This is a genomic window from Cupriavidus mimosae (genome assembly GCF_023952485.1).
Classification (GTDB): Bacteria; Pseudomonadota; Gammaproteobacteria; order Burkholderiales; family Burkholderiaceae; genus Cupriavidus; species Cupriavidus taiwanensis_C.
This window is the reverse complement of the sequence record NZ_JALHRY010000022.1, coordinates 18615-37908: the sequence shown is the minus strand read 5'-3', so window position 1 is coordinate 37908 and position 19294 is coordinate 18615. Positions and strand designations below refer to the sequence as shown.

13 protein-coding genes are annotated in these 19294 nt (G+C 66.2%); 6 read left to right on the top strand and 7 right to left on the bottom strand.

What is annotated here, in order from left to right; all coding sequences use genetic code 11:
* Positions 1-375 precede the first annotated feature (375 nt).
* Together MKD50_RS27655 and MKD50_RS27650 are read left to right on the top strand one after the other, a co-directional pair.
* Positions 376-2052, top strand: a complete 1677-nt coding sequence (locus MKD50_RS27655; protein ID WP_252669572.1) for a phospholipase D family protein — start codon at positions 376-378, stop codon at positions 2050-2052.
* A gap of 89 nt (positions 2053-2141) precedes the next feature.
* Complete coding sequence (locus MKD50_RS27650; RefSeq protein WP_252669571.1) at positions 2142-3227, top strand: Zn-dependent alcohol dehydrogenase; 1086 nt, start codon at positions 2142-2144, stop codon at positions 3225-3227.
* A 47-nt stretch (positions 3228-3274) separates the two neighbouring features.
* On the opposite strand, the gene MKD50_RS27645 is transcribed toward MKD50_RS27650, so the two are convergent.
* From MKD50_RS27645 to MKD50_RS27635, 3 genes are all read right to left on the bottom strand, one after another.
* Positions 3275-3781, bottom strand: coding sequence for a DUF6630 family protein (locus tag MKD50_RS27645; RefSeq protein ID WP_252669570.1), 507 nt, complete (start codon positions 3779-3781; stop codon positions 3275-3277).
* Positions 3782-3807: 26 nt separating this feature from the next.
* Positions 3808-4497 (bottom strand): ArsR/SmtB family transcription factor, encoded by a 690-nt coding sequence (locus MKD50_RS27640; protein ID WP_115699219.1) that lies wholly within the window; start codon positions 4495-4497, stop codon positions 3808-3810.
* Positions 4498-4593: 96 nt separating this feature from the next.
* A complete protein-coding gene (locus MKD50_RS27635) occupies positions 4594-9813 on the bottom strand; it encodes a trifunctional serine/threonine-protein kinase/ATP-binding protein/sensor histidine kinase (protein WP_252669567.1) in 5220 nt (1739 codons plus the stop codon).
* Positions 9814-10091: 278 nt separating this feature from the next.
* On the opposite strand from MKD50_RS27635, the gene MKD50_RS27630 reads away from it, so the two are divergent.
* Positions 10092-11063, top strand: a complete 972-nt coding sequence (locus tag MKD50_RS27630) for a Bug family tripartite tricarboxylate transporter substrate binding protein (RefSeq protein WP_240987418.1) — start codon at positions 10092-10094, stop codon at positions 11061-11063.
* A 49-nt stretch (positions 11064-11112) separates the two neighbouring features.
* Here the strand turns inward: MKD50_RS27630 and MKD50_RS27625 are convergent, their stop codons facing one another.
* The 4 genes from MKD50_RS27625 to MKD50_RS27610 form a co-directional block, all read right to left on the bottom strand.
* Positions 11113-12306 carry an adenylate/guanylate cyclase domain-containing protein gene (locus MKD50_RS27625; RefSeq protein WP_252669565.1) on the bottom strand — a complete coding sequence of 398 codons (1194 nt, stop codon included), beginning with the start codon at positions 12304-12306 and terminating at the stop codon, positions 11113-11115.
* On the bottom strand, positions 12303-13889 hold the full coding sequence (locus tag MKD50_RS27620) for a hybrid sensor histidine kinase/response regulator (protein WP_115699215.1): 1587 nt from the start codon (positions 13887-13889) through the stop codon (positions 12303-12305). Before MKD50_RS27620 ends, MKD50_RS27625 begins: the two co-directional genes overlap by 4 nt.
* 189 nt (positions 13890-14078) lie before the next feature.
* On the bottom strand, positions 14079-14717 hold the full coding sequence (locus tag MKD50_RS27615) for a c-type cytochrome (RefSeq protein WP_252669586.1): 639 nt from the start codon (positions 14715-14717) through the stop codon (positions 14079-14081).
* Between the two features lie 6 nt (positions 14718-14723).
* Entirely contained in the window at positions 14724-16079 is a 1356-nt protein-coding gene (locus MKD50_RS27610; RefSeq protein WP_371925398.1) for a flavin monoamine oxidase family protein, read from the bottom strand.
* 439 nt (positions 16080-16518) lie between these two features.
* On the opposite strand from MKD50_RS27610, the gene MKD50_RS27605 reads away from it, so the two are divergent.
* From MKD50_RS27605 to MKD50_RS27595, 3 genes are all read left to right on the top strand, one after another.
* A complete protein-coding gene (locus tag MKD50_RS27605) occupies positions 16519-17352 on the top strand; it encodes a phytanoyl-CoA dioxygenase family protein (protein WP_115699212.1) in 834 nt (277 codons plus the stop codon).
* Positions 17353-17383: 31 nt separating this feature from the next.
* The gene (locus MKD50_RS27600; protein ID WP_252669563.1) at positions 17384-17785 is read left to right on the top strand and encodes a RidA family protein; all 402 of its coding nucleotides are present in this window, start codon (positions 17384-17386) and stop codon (positions 17783-17785) included.
* Between the two features lie 134 nt (positions 17786-17919).
* Complete coding sequence (locus MKD50_RS27595) at positions 17920-19284, top strand: DUF1329 domain-containing protein (RefSeq protein WP_115699210.1); 1365 nt, start codon at positions 17920-17922, stop codon at positions 19282-19284.
* Positions 19285-19294 lie beyond the last annotated feature (10 nt).

The window sequence follows — 19294 nt, the reverse complement described above, 5'->3', positions numbered from 1 at the left end:
AAGCTGCGCCAGGCCGCCAGCCGCGCGGGCGGCGACACATGCCGCAGGGCCTCCTCCCGGTGCTACCGGCCGGTATATTGGGCGGCATCATAAGAGAAATCGCTGTGCAGGGAAAGCCGCTGCCGCCTGCCCGGCAAGGGTGCCCTTGGCCAAGTGCCGCACTCGCCGCCGGATGCCGGCCAGCCTGCCGGTCCGTCCTTCGGCCATGTTGCGCTGTAGGACAAACTCCCGGCGCGGACAGGAATGGCACCGCTGCCGGGGCTGGCGCGCGGGGTATATCTTGCGAGGTAGCAGGCGCTGCACGCCGGCCGGTGCAAGGACCCGGCCACCGGCCCATCCCCGTTCCTTCATTCACCGGCGCAGGGAGACTGACGGATGTTCCAGACGCACAGCGAGGTTCCGTTCGACGCCCGGCGGCCGATCGCCGCTGCGCGTGCCGGCGTCGGCTGGTGCCGGCGTGCGACCCGGCTGGCCGCGATCGCGCTGGCCGGCCTGATCGGCACCGCGGTGCTGGGCGGCTGCGCCAGCCTGCCGGCACAGGCGGAGCGCACCCCGTCGACCGCCCCGGCCAATACCAGCGACACGCCGCTGGGCAAGGTGCTGGCGCCGCGCCTGGACAAGCGCCCGGGCGAGTCGCTGTTCTACCCGCTGCAGTCCGGTCCCGACGCGCTCGCCGCGCGGCTGGCGATGGCGCGCGCGGCGCAGCGCAGCCTGGACCTGCAGACCTATATCTTCGAGCCCACCGGCACCGGCGCGGCCGTGCTCGGCGACATCCTGGACGCGGCCGACCGCGGCGTGCGCGTGCGCATGCTGCTCGACGACCTGCATACCGGCGGACTCGACCAGGTCCTGTCGGCAATCGACTCGCATCCCAATGTCGAAGTGCGCCTGTTTAATCCGTTCGCCAACCGCAGCGTGCGCTGGCTGGAAATGCTCGTGGGCTTCAACCGCCTCGACCGGCGCATGCACAACAAGTCGATGACCGTGGACAACCAGATCACGCTGCTGGGCGGGCGCAATGTCGGCGACGCGTATTTCTCGGCGCGCACCGACATGGATTTCAGCGACCTCGACGTGCTGGTGGCCGGGCCGGCGGTACCGCAGGTGTCCGCGGTGTTCGACGAATACTGGAACGACGCGTCTTCCTATCCCGTGGTGGCGCTGATCCCGGCAGGCAAGGAAGCGCCGGTGGAAATGCGCAGCCTGCGCAAGCGGCTGGAGGCGCGCGGCGACCAGGCCGTGGCCAGCCCCTACGTGCAGGAGCTGCTGGATTCGGGCCTGGCCAAGGGGATCGAGAGCGGCCACATGCCCGGCTACTACGGCAAGGCCGTGGTGGTGTCCGACAAGGCGGCCAAGATTACCCACCAGACCCACGACGACCCCGGCCACGCCACCGCCCGGCTGGAGAAGATGATCAGCGGCGCGCAGAAGGAGGTGCTGCTGATCTCGCCCTATTTCGTGCCCGACGACGACGGCGAAGCCTGGCTGATCGCGCTGGCGCGGCGCGGCATCCGCGTGCGCATCCTGACCAACTCGTTCGAGGCCACCGATGTCAGCCCGGTGCACGCCGGCTACGCACCGCACCGCCAGGCGCTGGTTGCCGCCGGCATCGAACTGTACGAGCTCAAGCCCAGCGCCTATGCCGAACTGGCCAACCGCGGCAAGGCCGCGCGCGGTTCGCGCTCGCGCGCCTGGCTGTCGTCCAGCCGCGCCAGCCTGCACGCCAAGAACTACATCGTCGACCGGCGCCAGGTCTTTATCGGTTCGCTCAACATGGACCCGCGCTCGGCCAAGCTGAATACCGAGATGGGCGTGGTGCTCGACAGTCCGGCGCTGGCCGAGCGCATGATCCGCTCGACCGAAGACGGCCTGCTCGACATGGCGTACCGCATCGGGCTGCAGACCGATGGCGACGGCGGCAATCCGCGCCTGACCTGGACCACGCGCGAGAAGGGGCAACTGGTGGTCTACGACAGCGAGCCCGGCATGGGCCCGCTGCAACATCTGGGGATCGGCGTGTTGCGTGTGCTCCCGATCAAGGAAGAGCTTTAAAGCGGGCCCCGCCAGTGGCCCACCGCTTTCCTGAACCCCGGTTTGGGGGTATTTTTTCCGGCACCGTAGCTCCCCTCCGGAGGAATTCCATGAAAGCTGCAGTGCTGCATCAACCCAGGACGCCGCTGGTGATCGAAGACGTGGCCATCGGCAAGCCCGGACCGCGCGAAGTGCTGGTGCGTACCGCCGCCGTCGGCGTGTGCCACTCCGACCTGCATTTCGTGGACGGCGCCTACCCGCACCCCGTTCCCACCATCCCTGGCCACGAGGCCGCGGGCGTGGTCGAGCAGGTCGGCTCTGAAGTCCGCACGGTCAAGCCCGGCGACCACGTGATCACCTGCCTGTCGGCCTACTGCGGCCATTGCGAGCATTGCCTGACCGGCCATCTGTCGCTATGCACCGAGCCTGATACCCGACGCCGCGAAGAGGAGGAACCGCGGCTGCGGGCCGCCCATGGCAACGCCATGCACCAGTTCCTGAACCTGTCGGCCTTCGCCGAGCAGATGCTGATCCATGAGCATGCGCTGGTGGCGATCCGGCGCGACATGCCGCTGGACCGCGCCGCGCTGATCGGCTGCGCGGTGACCACCGGCATGGGCGCCGTGATCCATACCGCGAAGGTGCAGCCGGGCGAGTCCGTCGCCGTGATCGGCTGCGGCGGCATCGGGCTGGCCACGGTCAACAGCGCCGCCATCGCCGGCGCGGGCCGCATCATCGCCATCGACCGCATGCCCGGCAAGCTGGAGCTGGCCCGCAAGTTCGGCGCCACCGACGTGATCGACGCCAGCGAGGGCAATGTGCCGGACGCGGTGCGCGCCCTCACCGGCGGCGGCGTGCACCATGCCTTCGAGGCCATCGGCCTGAAGGAGACCACCGAGCAGGCCTTTGCCATGCTGCGCCGCGGCGGCACCGCCACGGTCATCGGCATGATTGCGCCGGGGGTCAAGATCGAGCTGAAGGGCAGCGATTTCCTCGGCGAGAAGCGCATCCAGGGCTCGCTGATGGGCTCCAACCGCTTCCCGGTGGACATGCCGCGCATGGTTGATTTCTACATGGCCGGCCGCCTGCACCTGGACGACCTGATCGCGCAGCGGCTGCCGCTGGAACGCATCAACGACGCCTTCGACGAACTGCGCCGCGGCGAACTGGCGCGCTCGGTGATCCTGTTCGACTAGGCGCGCAGCGCGGCCGGTGCGGGGCCGGCAAGCGCGCCGGCCGGTGTTCAATAAGGCTGGTCCGCCGGCCGCACCTCGAAGCGCAGGATCTCGGCCAGGTCCAGCATCTCTTCGTCATCCTCGCTGCGCGTGATCCAGCCGGCGTAGGCGTCGCCGCCGGTATCCCAGTTCCAGAGCGTATAGCCCGCCACGCGCAGCTGGTTGTGCGCCAGCTCCATCAGTTCCGGCACGCTGGTGCTCTCCAGGAAGGCCTCGTCCTCGGGGTCGTCGGTGCCCCAGTCGAGCTCCAGGTCCATGCGCTCGCACAGCTGGGTCAGGCAGCCGATAAAGGACTGCGCGTCCTTCCAGTCGACAAAGAAGCCGGACTGCCAGTCGATGACCTCGCGGATTACCCACAGCAGTTCCGGCCCGTCGGTGTCGTCGTCCTCGGCATCGAGCAAGGCATCCTCGAATATCGCCATCTGGGCCGAGGTCTGGGCGCTGTCGCCAAGGTTGATCAGGGCGAACAAACGCGCGATCGCGTCCTGCGTGTCGTCGTCCAGCGGTGTGGCCATCTTTTTTCTCCTGTTGCCGCGGCGCGCTAGGCCGCGATGCGGATGATCTCGCGTTGGCCCGCCGGTGTCACGCGCAGCGCGCGCGAGGTGCGCGTGGGCTCGATCCAGCCGCGGGCCAGCAGGCTGCCCAGCAGCGCCGCGCCGAGCGCGCCGCCCAGGTGCGGCTTGCGCTCGCTCCAGTCCGGACAGGTGCAGGCAAACTGCCGCCGCTTGCGGCGCGCCGCATCCACGTCCACGCCCAGCCGTGCCAGCGCCTGCGCGCCATCGCCGCTGAGCTCGACGCGCGCCCCCTCCAGCATCAGCCAGCGCGACTGCGTCATGCGCTCGAACAGGCCCACCGCCAGCTCGCCCGCCAGGTGGTCATAGCAGGTGCGCGCCTGGCGCAGCGCCGGCGGCGCCGTGCGCGACACCGGCACCGCGCGCAGCCGCGGCGGCTGGCTCGCCAGCGACGCCGACGCCAGCGCCTCGATCGCCACGCCGATCTCCGGCGCCGCCAGCCGGTAATAGCGATTGCGCCCGCGCGTCTCCGCCACCAGCAGGCCGCCTTCGGACAAGCGCGCCAGGTGCCCGCTGGTGGAAGACGCCGACAGGCCGGCGATCAAGGCCAGCTCGCCGGCGGGCCGGGCGCTGCCGTCCATCAGCGCCCATAGCATGGCAGCCCGGCCGGGGTCGGCGAGCAGGCTGGCGAGGTGGCTGATGCCGGGGGTGTAATCCATGGTTTGGGTTTGGGTGAAGGGTGTGATGCGGAGTATAGGACGGCGCTGGCGAGGGTGGCCAATGCAAATCAGCTTGCGCACACCCGCTCTCTTCCATTACGACGGAGCGCCGCAGTTTCCTTCGGGCGCAGTTTCAGTGGCTTGTAATGTGAACTCGAATACGGCGCCCCGTGGCCGGTTCGGCCACGCGTGCAGGCGCCCGCCATGCGCTTCGAGGATGGCGCGACAGATCGACAGGCCCATGCCCAGGCCTTCGGCTTTGGTCGTGTAGAAGGGCTGGAACACCTGCTCCGTATCGCCAGGCAGGCCGACACCCACGTCGTGCACCGTGACCACTACCTCACGCGCTGGGCTGACTGCGGTGCGTACAGTGAGTTCGCGTGAATGCTCGAGGATCTCGCGCATTGCCTCGACCGCATTGATCACCAGATTCAGCAACACTTGCTGCAGCTGGATCTTGTCAGCCCACACCAGGGGTAGCGCGGGCAGCAGTTCCGTTTTCAGAATGACTTGGGTGCGATCCAGTTCGCCGGCAAAGAGCGGCAGCGTCTCGGCGATCATCTCGTTGAGATTGATGCGCTGCGCTTGCGGCCCGGCCTTGCGCAGCATCGCGCGCATGCCAGCGATAACGCTGCCAGCGCGTTCTCCTTGCTCGACAATGGCGTCCAGGGCTGCGACCGCCTGCTCGACGTCCGGTTGCTTGCGCTTGAGCCACCGTAGCGCGGCGCGTGCCTCGATGGTCAATGCCGCGATTGGCTGGCTCACCTCATGGGCGATTGACGCTGTCAGCGCGTTGAGTGTCGTGACGCGGCTTGCGTGCGCCAACTCTGCATGGGCCTGACGCAGGGATTCATCTGCGCGCCGGCGGTGCTCGGAAAGCCGGCTGTTCTCAATGGCACTGGCCGCCTGGAACGCCAGCAGCTTGATCACCTCGATCCGTGCCGGAACGAACACACCTGGCGCAAGTGCGTTTTCAAGATAAAGTACTCCGATCAGCCTGCCTTGATTCAGCAGCGGCAGGCACAGCATCGAACGTGCCCGGCGCTGGCGAACAAAGGGGTCGGCGGAAAAGGCCCCGCTGGCGGATCCATCGTTCATGACCACGTGCTCGCGAGAATCCAGCACGTGCTCGATCATCGCCAACGGCATATCGGCTGCATCGAGCGGTCGCACGGACAATGTCACCATGACCGTTTCCTCCCGCACGGCAGCCTCGGCTGCAACGTGATGTTCGACGCCTTCGGGTAAGATGAGCAGCCCCCGCGTCGCGCCGGCCTGCTCGATAGCGGTCCGGATCAGCGTCGCCAGCAGCCGTTCCAGCCCGGTCTCGCCGGAAATCGCCTCCGAGATCGCGATGACCGTGGCCAGGTCCAGATGCTGGAGCGGCGCGCCAATCGTACCCATCGACGGGGTTGAGGCAAGGGCGGCTCCCGCATCGACCGCCAGCGCGGGATATTGCATATCGAGCTGCCAGACCTTGGCGTCTGCACCCCAGCGCATGTAACCGTGACGCGCCTGGCGCAAGTACACCATCGCCACGTTATCGAGCCGGCGATCCAGATAAAAGCGCGCCGCCAGTTCGTTTGCCAGCGCCTGAATGTGGATCAGGTCGCTTTCGCGGGCCGAGGCGATAGCCGACTCGTACCCGCGCATCGCGTCGATGTCGCGTCCTTCGAGCCGGGCAATCTCCGCCTGGACCAGCGTGGCCCGGTGCGCAAACGTCGCCGGACAGCGCCGTGCCCATTGCGCCAACTGCCAATGGTGCCCCGCCAGGTCGGGAAGATGCGCTGCGAGTTCACCCTCGACGGCCGGATTGCAGCACGCCGCGCGTGCCAGCGCCGCGTAAAAATGATACTCGGCCTGCTCGAAGTAGGCCGGCGAGGTCCACAGAAGCGGGCGTGCCTGCTCGGCCGCATCCAGTGCCTCGGCCGCGGCGCCAGCCAGATAGCGAGCCTGAAGCTTGCGGATCCAGTACCAGCATGACACCAGCAGCAGGCCCACGTCACCGCGCAAGCGGGCTTCGAACGCGGCTTCGCTGAAATCCTTGGCGTCGAAGCGCCCGAACACCGGCGTCACCCCGCGCAGCGTACGCACGAGCTGGCGCTGAGGCGCAAGGCGGTCCGCCACCAACGTGAAGCGCGGCCCCCAGGCAAACACGCTGCCCGAGTCGGCATCGCGTTGCACGCTGGCGAGCGGATCACCGATCGCCAGCCCGTGCGTCATCAGGTTGCTGCGGATGTAGGCGGCATAGGTGAGGTCGCCGATCTGCTGCGTCAATGCCAGCGCCTGGCGCAGCAGGCCGCGCGCGACGCGCAGCGGCTTGGACCAGTGCAGCAGATTCCCGCCGACGACTTGATATACGCGTGCGCGTATCCGATCGATGCCCCGCCGTTCCGCAACCTCTATCGACAGCCGCTCGAATGCGACGCCGGCCGGCTCATCGGTGGAGGCGGCCACGTGCAGCATGGCCATCCATGCATAGGCCAGGGCCGATTCGTCGCTGTTGCCATGCGACAGGCTCAGGTTGACCATGCGTAGCAGCACAAGCCTGCGCAACTGATCGTCGGTGTACCAGGCCGGCTGCACCAGCGCAATCAGCACGCGCATCGTCGCGAGCGCACCGGGGTCCGTCATCGGGGGCAGCGCAGCCAGTTCGGCGATTTCGCGCTCGCCGAGGTGGCGGGCGAACAGCGCCTCCTCGTGCGCCAATGCCGTTGCAGTCGGATGCGATGCCCATTCCACTCCGGCACGCTGCAGGTAGGCAAGCCCGACCGTGACCGCTTCGGCACGGCGCCCGCCGGTCATCAGCAGGCCCAGCTGGAGTTGCGTGAGAACTGCCAGCGCGGTGATCGACGAGGTCCGCGCGGCCAGTGACTCCAGCCGATGCTCGGCGCGCGCCGCATCCCCGGTGAGAAACTCGCATTCGGCCATGTGCAGCGTCAAGGCGAAGGCGAGGGCCTGGTGCCGCGCGAAGCCGTGATCGCCAAGCAGCGCGAGTCCGATCGACAGATAGTGCAGCGCCGCGGTGTTGGCGCATGCGGACTTGGCGCGCAGCGCGGCAGCCAGGTTGAGTTCTGCAAGCCGGTCGCGCTCTTCCTGTACCTCGATGTTCTCGGTCGCGCGGTTCAGCTGTCCGACGATGGTAAAGACGTTCGCTTCGATCTCGTCGGACGGCGTGCGCTCGAGCAGCAGCCGGCCGACACGCAAATGGAACGCCTGCCGCGTTGGCTCGGCGATGCGCGAATAGGCCGCTTCGAGGACTCGGTCGTGGGAGAAGCGCAGCACGTTCTCCCTGCACGAGACCAGCCCCGCGCGCACGGCTTCCTGGACCGCGGGCTCCAGTTCGCGGGCGTCGCCGCTCCACCCGCGCGCCAGCGTGTCGACCGTGGTGTCGTTGCCAAGGCAGGCAAGCAGGGCCAGTGCCGATCGCGTACTGGCCGCCAGCCGGTCGATCCGTCCCACCATCAGCGCTACCACGTTGTCAGTCAGCGCCTTGGCTGCGAGCTGGTCGAGGTCCCAGGTCCAGCGTGCCGCGCCGTGGTCGAAGTGCAGCAGCCCCTCGTGGAACAGCTCGCTGATGAACTGCGTGGCGAAGAACGCATTGCCTGCCGTCTTCTCCATCACCAGTCGCGCAAGCGGCGCACTCGAGTCGGTATTGCAATGGAGCGCGTCGGCGACGAGCTGCCGCAGTTCGGATTCGCCGAGACAACCCAGCTCGACATGGACCACGGCGGCGCCGTCCGCGCGTAACGCATCGACACCGTGGATCGCGCTCTGGTCGTCTGCGACTTCGTGGCTGCGACAGGTGCAGACCACCAGCAGGTCTGCCGTGCCCGCATCAGTCAGCATCTGGTGCAGCAGCGTGACACTTTCGTCGTCGAGCCACTGGATGTCGTCGAGGCACAGCGTCAGCGGCCGCGCGCTTCGCGCAAGGGCGGCCACGAGGTTGCGCAGCGCAAGCCGCACTTGCGGCCCGGTTTCGCGCGATGGCGTTTCCCCCATCCACGGTACCGGACCGAGCAGCGTCTTCAGTTCGGGCAGCAAGGGCACAAGCGCACCGGCGTTCGGCCCCAGCGCCTGCGCGATGACGGTGCGCCAGGAAGCCATGCCGGCCGCGTGATCTGCCAGTCCAATGCGCAACAGGCCACTGAGCGCTCGCGCGAGCGTTGCATAGGGCAGCCGTACGCCCGCATCGACGGGCGCCTCGGCCGCCAAGTCAGCCGGCGCGTCGGCCTTGCCGGCGGCATGGATCCCGCCGCGCCCGGCAACCGCGCGCGCGAACGACCGCATGAGCGACGTCTTGCCTACCCCAGAATGGCCGGAAACCATCACGATTTCGCTGCGCCCGGTGGAGGCCACGCGCTCGTACGCTTCCACCAGCGTAGCCATGGCTTGCTCGCGACCATAGAGGCGGTCGGGGATGGCCCAGGCCTCTGAAAGGTCGCGCTGCCCCAGTTCGAACGCTGCAATCTGCCCCTGCGCCGACAACGCCCGGCGGCAGTGCTGCAGGTCGCGCACCAGGCCTGCGGCCGTCTGGTAGCGTTCCTCGGGAGCCTTCGCCAGGAGCTTCATGACAAGCGCCGAAAGCATTGCAGGCACGGCTGGGTTGCGCTCGGCCGGCGGCCACGGCGAGCGCGCCAGGTGTGCGTGGACCCAGTCCAGGGGTTCACTGGCGACGAAGGGCAGCACACCAGTCAGCATCTGGTAGAAGGTAACACCTAAGGCATACAGGTCGCTGCGTGCGTCGATGGCGCGATTCATCCGGCCCGTCTGTTCTGGCGACATATAGGGCAACGTACCGGAGATGTCACTGATGTCCGCACATGCCTGGGCGCCGCGCGGCCCTCGCGACGCGATGCCGAAGCCCGTCAGCCAGACCCGGCGCCGGTCCGGCGCCACCAGAACATGGGCGGGCTTCAAATCCTTGTGGATCAGGCCGCGCTGATGGAGATGGCTGACAGCCATGGTTACCGCCACGGCAATGTCGAGAAACATCGCTGGGTCCATCGGCCCACCCACCAGGTGGGCGAGTGGCTCACCGCCGGGATCGTCGAGCAGCAGCATTGCCGTATCGCGCTCGCGCAGCAGCCTTAGCGGGCGGGCGGCCCAGGTCGCATCGATGGTGTCACGAAGCGCATATTCGTGACCGAGCCGGTCAAGCGCGGCCGCGGCGGAGGGATCGTTGGCAGGCCAGACACCGAGCACGGACACCTTGCAACCATCGTCCTGCATCAGCCAGCCGCGGCCGAACAGCCGGTCGCCAGCCTCCCATGTGGAATCAAAGCCTAAGCGTACTCCCGCCTGCGGGAAAAACATGGAAAGCACCGTTATCGAGACCAATGTGCAAAAAAACGGCTAGCTTGCAGGCGCAGCCGGGAGGCCGCATCTTACCAAATCGCCCATGTCGACACATAATCGACAGCCGTGGATGCGCCTGCGGTGTTGGACTGATCGCGTGTCAGCCTGCCGTGATCAGCCCAGTAAATCCTTAAATACATGCCGGCCCCCTCGCCTTGCGACAATGGCTTGATTTTTCACCTTTTTTGATTGTGCAAAGACTCGCAGCAATAATGCGATCCGGCGGATGGTTGGTGGTGGCAGGAACGATCGCGTCGGTTCAGCCAGCGTGGGCCGCCTACCCGGATCAACCCATCACGATCGTCGTGCCTTATCCGCCGGGAGGGCCGGCGGATCTGATGGCGCGCCCGCTCGGTGACGGACTGCAGACCGCGCTGGGCGTGCCTGTGGTGCTTCAATACAAGCCAGGCGCTGGCGGACAGATCGCCTTGCGCCACGTACAACGCGCCAGGAACGATGGCTATACCCTCGTGCTCGCCCTGGCTGCCTACGCGATCGGGCCACTCGTGAGCCGGTCGGCCGGCTACGACCCCGTCAGTGATTTCCAGCCGGTTTCCCTGCTGGCAAAGCAACCATTGGTCCTGTATGTGGGCGCCACTTCGGAAATCACTTCTGTGTCCGACCTGATCGTGCGCGCGAAGTCCCGCCCGGTGACCCTGGCTTCGTCCGGATACGGAAATACCAGCCATCTCGCCATCGAATTGCTCTCGCAATCCGCCGCGATTCAAGTGACCCATGTGCCTTACCACGGCGGCGTCCAGGCGGTCACGGCAGCGATCAGCGGTGACGTGGACGCGGTGTTCGCGGGCGCCGATAGTCTCCGGTACGTCAAATCCGGGAAGTTACGGGCACTGGCGATTGCGAACGACACGCGTCTGCCGATCGCGCCCGAGACGCCCACCTTTGCGGAGGCCGGGTTGCGGAACATGCTGGTCACCGGGTGGTATGGCGTTCTGGCCCCCAGGGGCACCGCGCGCGAGAGAATCGAGAAACTCGATCTGGCGGTGAGGCATGTCCTTTCCGATTTGACGAAGAACGAGGTACTTTCAGGTTACGGTTTCAAGGTCGTGCACGCGGGCCCTGCAGACTTCCAGGCATTTATCCGACAGGAGCTGGCACGCTGGAGCAGGCTGGTCGCCGACCGCAACCTGGTTGCGGATGAGACAGAGAATGGAAAGGCGGGAGTCGCCGGCAATGTTCGGCGGTAAGGAAGGAGGTCCAAGCGCATGCCGACTGCGAGCTTGCTTCACACCCCCGTCAGTCGTACCGCAAGGCGTCAGTAGTTCGACCCGCGACAAACCACGTCCGTAGTTCGCCGATGCCCTTCGCGTTGATCGGCCCGCGCGCTTCCAGCAGAAAGGGATTCCCAAGCCGTTGCCGGGTGGCATCGCTTATCTGAACACGGCCGGCCATACCGTGGGACTCCATCCGGCTGGCAATATTGACGGCTTCGCCCCACAAGTCATAGATGAACTTTCGTCGGCCGATCACCCCGGCAACGACCGTGCCGCTGTGGATGCCAATCCGCAGTTGCAAGCCGAAGCCGCTTTGCCCGTTAAAGCGGGCCAGGAAATCCATCATGTCCAGTGCCATATGAGCGGCCCGGGCTGCGTGGTCGGCAGCAGGGACGGGCAGGCCGGCCGCTGCCATATAGGCGTCGCCGATCGTCTTGATTTTCTCCAGCCCGCGGTTTTCGGCGATATCGTCAAACTCAGCGAAAATCTCGTTGAGTACGGCCACCAGTCCTTCGGGGCTCCGGGCGGGAGAGAAGCGGGTGAACTGGACGAGGTCGGCAAACAGCACCGAGACTTCGTCGAACCTGTCGGCGATGATTTCCGGTGGGCCAGCGGCGATGAGACCGGATCGCTGCTTCAATCGTTCGGCAATGGGCGACGGCAGTACGTTGAGGAGCAGCCGTTCGGTGACCTGTTGCTCGCGAACAAGCTTCTCGTAGAGCTGCCTGAGTTCATCGCTTTGGTGAACGATCGTTTCCCTGCTCGCTTCCAGCTCACATACCTTGCGCTCGAGTTCCTTGCCGTATTGCAAGGACTCGCTGTGCAGCAGGCGCACTTCCAGCATGTTTCGCACCCGCATCAGCACCTCGCCGAGATCGAACGGCTTGCTGACGAAGTCTTTGGCACCGGCCCGCAGTGCGCGCACCTTGTGATCGGGCTGGGCGGTGATGACGATTACCGGAAGGTAGCTGTCCGGCTGGACCGCCTTGAGGTGTTCCATGACCGCGAACCCGTCCATGCCAGGCATCTGGAGATCCAGCACGATCAGGTCATAGTGATTCCTGCCGTGAAGCTCGCCGACCGTGCGTGGATCGGTGGTTGACTCTATACAGGTGTAGCCCGCCCCATGCAGCATCCCCTTGAGCAGCAGGACGTTCGCCTCCAGATCGTCAACGACGAGGATTCTTGCTGCCAGGATGTTCTCCGCGTTGATCATGGCAGGTCTGTTCCCGGCCGTTCCAGCGCGGCGTTCAATGCGTCCATGAACTCCTGGATCCGGATCGGCTTGGTCAGGTACCGGAAGAATCCGGCCTTCATGCCCCGTTCGATGTCGCGCGGCATCGCGTTGGCGCTGAGGGCGATAACCGGGATATTCATCGTTGTCGGGTCGTCGCGCAGACGTCGCAGTGCTTCGATGCCGTTGATGTCGGGCAGATGGATATCCATCACGATAACCTCGGGCAGGACAGTGCGAGCGAGCTCGACGCCGAGTGTCCCCGTGGCCGCGGACAACAAATGCACATCCGCGCGGCGCGCGACAAGTTGCTCAAGCAGCTTGAGGTTGGCCGGATTGTCTTCCACGTAAAGCAGGGTGTGCATCGTGGACGGGGCCGCGGTGGACGACCAGGCGGGTGCGGCGGTCTCCGCGTGTTCGCCAGCCATTGCCGGCGGGGCGGCAGCGGGCAGTTCCATCCGGAACACGCTGCCCACGCCAGGCGTGCTTTCGACGTCGATGGTTCCTCCCATCAGTTCGGCCAACCGCCTGGCCACCACCAGGCCGATGCCTGTGCCTTCCACGGGTCCCGCCTCATGTCCCAGTCGATTGAACGGCTGAAATAGTTGTTCGAGCCGTTCCGGTGTCAGGCCTGCGCCCGTGTCACGGACGCTGACGCTGACGCGATGTTCCGCCGTCGTCACCTGCACCTCGACTGAGCCTTGCTCCCGGTTGTACTTGATGGCATTGGACAGCAGGTTGAGGAGGATCTGCTTCAGCCGGGTCCGGTCGGCACGAACGAAGCAGGGTGGTTCGACGGCGGGAAACCGCATGCGGACCGCGCGTTTCAGTGCCTGCTGCTCGAGCATTGCCTGACACTCGTGCAAGGTGTCGACGACCGATACCGGCTCGGGGGACAGCGACGCCTGACCGGCCTCTATCCTGGCCAGGTCAAGGACTTCGTTGATGAGCTCGAGCAAGTGCCAGCCCGCTTTCAGGATCTGTTCGATGCTGGCCTGCTGCGACGCAGTCGGAGGCGGAGACTCCGACGCCAACAGCTGCGCGAAGCCAAGGATGGCGTTCAGCGGATTGCGCAACTCGTGGCTCATGCTCGACAGGAACTCCGACTTCGCATGGTTGGCGCTTTCAGCGGAGGCCTGGGCCTGCTTCAGTGCTTCGATGTCGGTGCTGGATGCCAGCCACTTCACGATCTTGCCGTCGGCATCCTTCAATGGTGAGCCGCGCTCGAGGTGCCACCGGTAGGCGCCATCGGATGCCCGTTTCAGGCGATATTCGATTTCGTATTCGCAGCCTTTCGCCACAGCGTCTGCCCAGTGGCCGATATTGCGTGCGAAGTCCTCGGGGTGGACGGCCGATTTCCAGTCGCCGGCCTGAGTTTGCTCAAGACTGAGGCCGGTGTAGCTAGTCCAGCGTCGGTTGCAGTAATCGATATGGCCATGCGCGTCGCCGGTCATGATCATGTGAGGAATGCCGTCGGCGAGCAGCCTGAAGTGCGGCTCGAGCTGCCTGAAGTCGAGGGCGGAAGGGCGATACTTTCCCGCTCCGTCGTGAGTCTGCCTGCGCATGATCTGGCCCCGCAGCGGCGGTCAGGCGCCTGTGTGCAAGCGGCATGGCAGGCCGGCCGGAATCCGCGTCTCAGGGAAAGGATACGCGCGGCCAATGCCGGTGCAAACCGGCATGCGCGGTGAAGCCGCGGGTCAGCTCGCAAGTCGATAGTGCACCACTTCCACCAGCTCAACCGAGGCGGGATGGCACTACATCCTGGCCAGATAGCGGGCCACGGCCGGGATGTCTTCGTCCGGCAAGGTGGCGGCAATGGCGTCCATCGCGCCGGTCGCGTCATGGCGCTTGCCGCTCTTGAACGCCGCAAGCTGGTGCGCGAGGTAATGCTCTCCCTGGCCGGCGAGGCGCGGCGCCAGCTCCTTGCCCGTCAATGCTTCCCCATGGCAGGCCTGGCAGCTGCGCGCCTGGACCAGCGCCTTGCCGCGCGCCTCGAGCGCGGCGCTCTCCATCGCATCCGGCCTGGCGGCAGACGCCTGCCTGGCATAGTAGGCTGCCAGTGACCGGATCTGCTCGTCCGTCAGGTTCCTGGCAAGCGGTCCCATGGTCGGGTTGTCGCGCTGCCCGCTGGCGAACGCGCGCAACTGCGCCGCAAGATACGCTGCCGGCTGCCCGGCCAGGGCGGGGTACTCCGCGTTCCGGGATTGCCCGTGCGGGCCGTGGCAGGCGAAGCAGGTCTCGGCGAACTGCGGCCAGGGGCCGCCATCGGCCTGGCTTGCCTGGGCCTGGCTGTCCAGTGCCGTGCCGAACCGGTGGTAGTCCACCAGGTCGGGAACGAGGAATGCGGCCGCTGCCGCCACTACCGCAGCAGTCGCGAACATCATGCGCTTCATCTTCATTTATGCCTCCGAGACATTGGAGTGCAGCGGCCCATGCAGCGCGCCGAGTGCCTGCAGGGCGGCACGGTGCCCCGAGCGCACGGCGCCGTCCATGGCGCCGGCCCAGATGTCGGCGGTCTCGGTCCCCGACCAGATCAGCCGGCCCAGTGGCGGATGCAGGTGCTTGCCCAGCTTGGTCCAAAAGCCGGCGGGCATCGGGTTGATGCAGCTCATCGACCACGGGTCGACCTTGCCCCAGTCAAGGTCGTGGTATTGCGTGGGCTTCAGCGCCTGGTCTCCGAATGCCCTGGCATAGATGGCGGACAGGATGGGCTCGGCGGCTTTCGGCTCGGCCGGCAGGTAGCCGGGCTTGACGAAGGCGCTGAGCACGCCGACCGAGCCGTCCGGCGGCGAGTTGTCGACCGACCAGATCAGCGGGCCGTCGAGCGGCACCACCTGGCCGTTGAAGCCCTTGTCCCGCCAGAACGGCCGTGAGTAGACATGTGCCGCCTTGCGCATGGGCGCATGGGCAGGCCAGGCCCGGTGCAACTCCGCCCGGCCGGGGGGCAGCGGGGGATCGAACACAATCTGCTGGCACAGCGCCGGGTTCAGCGCGGCAATCACGTGACGGGCCCGCACCACGCCGTGGTCGGTGTGCAGTTCGACGATGTCGCGGTCCCAGCCGACGATCCTGCGCACCGGGGAGGACAGCCGGACCTTGTCGCCGAGTTCCTGCGCCATCCGGATGCTGAGCTCCTGCGAGCCGCCTACGAAGCGTGTTTCCTGCGCGCCGTCCTTGATCTTCTCGAGCGTGTCGTAGTCACTGTTCGCGCTGTTAATCACCGACAGGTAGTGCAACAGCCCGAGTTGTGCGGGTGGCGCGCCGAGCGAAAGCGTGGCGGCCATGCCGAAGGAGAATTTCTCTTCGTTGCTCAGGCCTTGTCGCGCCAGCCAGTCGCCAAGCGTCAGCTTGTCGTATTCCGCCGCTTTCGACGCCTTCCATGGCGCGCCGCTGGGCACGCCGCGCGCCATCTCGCTGAGCCTGGCGGCAACCTGTCCCTGGGCACCGATGCCCCCATGCAGGTCCTGGGTCACGCGGATGTTGTCGGCAAGGAACACGGTCTTGCCCGCGTAGTAGGTGCCGAAGGTCTCGACGCCAAGCTCGCGCGCCAGGTCGGCAATGGCGGTCTGGCCGGGGCCGATCCACTGGCCGCCCGCTTCGGAGACCACGCTGTTGCCGAGGTCGTGGTTATAGGTGCGGCCGCCGACGCGGTTGCGCGCCTCCAGCACCACGAAGGACTGGCAGCCGGCGCGGTGCAGGTCGCGCGCGGCGGTCAGTCCGGCCAGGCCGGCGCCGAGGATGGCGACGTCCAGCACGTCGCGCTGCGCGCGTGCGGCACCCGGGCGCAGTGGCGCGGCGTTGGCGGCATGCGGTGCGACGGCAACCGCCAGCGATGCCGCGCCCGCCGCTGCCGCAAGGCCGAGCAGCCGTCGCCGCGTGTGTGAGTCCGGCCTGGAGGCTGGTGATCTTTTCCGTATCGCCTCGGCCTGGGCCGCGCCATCCCGACGCCTTGTTTGCTGGTTCATTGTTTGGTGCAAGCAAAAAATAGGATATGAAGCGAAATATAGGACGAAAAGACAAACAAGTCAAAAGGCCATTGACATGAGGTGATTCCGGCATCGCTCCGTGTGTGAAATCGCCCGTTCGGGCAGGGAATACCCTGTCTTTTTTCTTCTTTCTATCTTTGTCATAGTTACCTAACTTTGGTGTGTTGGCCTATTAACGAATCGGCCACGGAACGACAGGAGTTCACCCATGGATCAATCCAAGCGCACGGCTTTCGCGGAGGACGGGGCCGTCCTTATCGAAGGCTGTCTCAATGCGGAACAGTTGGCACTGTGTCGGCAGGTGTTCGACTGGGGCATCGAAAATCCCGGTCCCAACGCGCACAGCCTGTTCGACGGCTCGGTGCAGAAGTCGCATGTCGACAACGCAAATCCCTTTGCCAAGGGCAGGCTGGATGAACTGGCCGCCGCGCTGCCCTTCGGCAGGCTGTTTGCCGACCTGTGGGGCTCCGAGCACGTCTGGTATTTCGCCGAGGAACTGTTCCTGAAGGCGGGGGGCAACGCGGGGCGCTCGCCCTGGCACCAGGACACCTCCTACCTGCCCTGGGCCGGCAAGCACTTTGCCAACGCCTGGATCAGCTTCGAAGCGGTACCCAAGCGCAACGCGCTGGAGATCGTCCGCGGCTCGCATCTCGGCACGCGCCACGACGGCAGCACCTTCCAGAACCCGGACGATCCCACCGAACCCTTGCACGGTGGTGGCGCCTGGCCGCGGCTGCCGAATATCGAGGCCGAGCGCCGTGCCAATCCCGATGCCTACGACATCGTCTCCTGGGCGACCCGGCCCGGTGACGTGCTGCTGCTGCATCCCGGCGTGCTGCACGGGGGCGGCGCCGTCGACCCCGACTTCCCCGATCGCCACACGCTGGTGATGCGCTTCTTTGGCGATGATGCGGTCTTCAGTCCGCTGCCCGAGCACAGCGATGCGGGCTTCACGCCGGCGGGCGTGCTGTTTGTTGAAGAACTGGCATCGCTGAAGGCGGGCGATCCGTTCCGAGCGTCCTGCTTCCGTCAAATCTTCTAAGCCAGGGCCCCCTGACATGACGACTCCCACCATGAACCGACAGTCCATCATTCCGCCCGGCACCGAGGCGCTGTACAACGCCCTCCATTTTTCACCCGCGACCCGCGTTGGCGACACCGTCTGGGTCTCCGGTCAGGTCGGCGTCGACGCCACCATGACCCCGGCCGCAGGGATGGAGGCACAGGCACGGATCGCCTTCGAATCGCTGAAAGCGGTGCTGTCGGCCGCCGGCGCGAGCCTGGCCGACGTGGTCGAGCTGACGACCTACCACACCAGTTTTCGCAGCGAGCTCGCCGAGTTCACCAGGGTGAAGGACGAGTACATCCCCAACCGCTATCCGTCCTGGACTGCGGTCGGCGTGACGGAGCTGGCACTGCCCGGGCTTTGCATCGAGATCCAGGCGGTTGCGGTGGTGGGCTGCGGCGCAGCCTGAGCCGGTCCCGGCGGGCAGCGTCCTGCCGTTTTTTTGCACCCTATCTTTGTCATAGTGTCCTATGTTGGGCACTCTGTTTAAAAAAACAAGAAGCCGGGACAGTTACCGGTTGAACCTGGTGGTAGGAGACACAGATGAAATACACGACGTGGTTGATCAGCGCGACCGTTGCGCTCGGCGGCACAGCTTACGCCGCCGCTCCCGAGCAGGAGATGGCGCGGCTCGGCAAGGACCTCACTCCGGTGGGTGCCGAGCGCGCCGGCAACAAGGATGGGTCGATTCCGGAATGGACCGGTGGCGACATGAAGGCGCCAGGCGGCTGGAAGCCCGGCACGCCGCGCCCCGACCCCTATGCGAACGACAAGCGCCTGCTGTCGATCGACGCGTCCAATGTCGACCGATACAAGGACAAGCTCGCCCCCGGGCAGGTCGAGATGGTGAAGACGATCCCGGGCTACCGCATGGACGTCTACACGACGCGCCGATCCTGCGGCTTCCCCGACTTCTACTACGAGCGCACGAAGAAGAATGCGGCGAGCGCCAGGCTCGCCGACAACGGCCAGAACCTGGCCGAGGCCCTCGGTGCGGGCGTGCCGTTCCCGATCCCGCAGAGCGGGGTCGAAGCGATGTGGAACCACAAGCTGCACTGGAAGGGCGAGGGCTTCCAGATGAGCTACGCCGGCTATATCCCGCCCAAAGGCAGCGACGGCATCGGCGAGCCGCTCGGCCAGGAGGAATGGCAGATGTCGCCGATGTGGTCGCCGTCGAACAAGGGCGTCGCCGATGCGCGCGGCATCGAGAGCCTTTACCTCAACACCTTCACTAGCCCGCCGTCGATCGCCGGGGATGCCACGCTCACGCAGTACAAGTTCGCCGAGGCCAACGACGTCTGGCTGTACTTCGCCAGCCAGCGCCGCGTGCGCCGCGCGCCGACGTACCAGTACGACGCGCCGCAGCTCAATACGGAGAACCTGCTGACGGTCGACCAGTACATGCAGTTCAACGGCCCGCTGGACCGCTACGACTGGAAGCTGGCCGGCAAGAAGGAGATGTACGTCCCGTACAACACCTACCGCGTCAACTCCTCCGCGAACAAGGTCGAGGATGTCGTCAAGCCAAAGTTCCTCAGCCGCGACCACGCGCGCTACGAGCTGCACCGCATGTGGGTGGTGGAGGCCACGCTCAAGTCCGGCATGCGCCATACCTTCCCCAAGCGCGTGTTCTATCTCGACGAGGACACCTGGACCATCCTGGTGGAAGACATGTACGACGCGCAGGGCAAGGTCTGGCGCACGACCGAGATGGGCCCGTACATGGCCTGGGAAATCCCGGCCTGCGTATGGGCAGCCAACACCAGCTATGACCACCAGACCCGGCGCGCGGTGCTCGACCGCGTGGTCGCGGGCCGCAAGGAGCCGGACTGGCTGGCCGCGCGCGAAGGACGCCTGAAGGAGAAGACCTTCGAGCCGGACGGGCTGCGCCGCTTCACCACGCGCTAAGCGATCAAAC